Genomic DNA, 415 nt, shown 5'->3' with positions numbered 1-415 from the left:
GTGCACATATTTCAGCCACGGTGTGTCATCCGGGCAGCGGCACGGTGACGGCGGCGTTCGCCGCCGCGGCGAAGTATTACGGGGTCCCGGGTCGACATTTGCCCGGCCCGGCACGGCAATCGCAAGGGCGTGGTGGAGAAGGCCAACCACGCCGCCGCGCAGCGCTGGTGGCGCACCCTGGGCGACCAGGTCGGCATCGCCGACGCCCAGGCCGGGCTGGACACCGTCAGTGCCCGCCTGGACGGGCGGGTGCGCAAGCGGGACGGGCAGCGCACCACCGTCGGTGAGCTGGCCGAAGTCGAGCCGTTGCGCCCGGTCCCGCAGCTGTCCTATCCCGCCGAGCTGGAGGTCCGCCGCGTCGTCAGCCCGCAGGGCCTGGTCGCTTTTGCCGGCAACGCCTAGACGAGTGATTCCC

At 71.8% G+C, this 415-nt stretch carries 1 protein-coding gene; it reads left to right on the top strand.

All coding sequences use genetic code 11. The features are described 5' to 3' along the window. Positions 1-129: 129 nt before the first annotated feature. Positions 130-402, top strand: coding sequence for a hypothetical protein (locus tag ACGWYJ_RS39060; protein WP_395111760.1), 273 nt, complete (start codon positions 130-132; stop codon positions 400-402). Positions 403-415: the final 13 nt, after the last annotated feature.

The sequence above is a fragment of the Actinomadura sp. SCN-SB genome (genome assembly GCF_043906805.1).
GTDB lineage: Bacteria > Actinomycetota > Actinomycetes > Streptosporangiales > Streptosporangiaceae > Spirillospora.
This window is presented reverse-complemented; position numbering and strand designations above follow the sequence as displayed.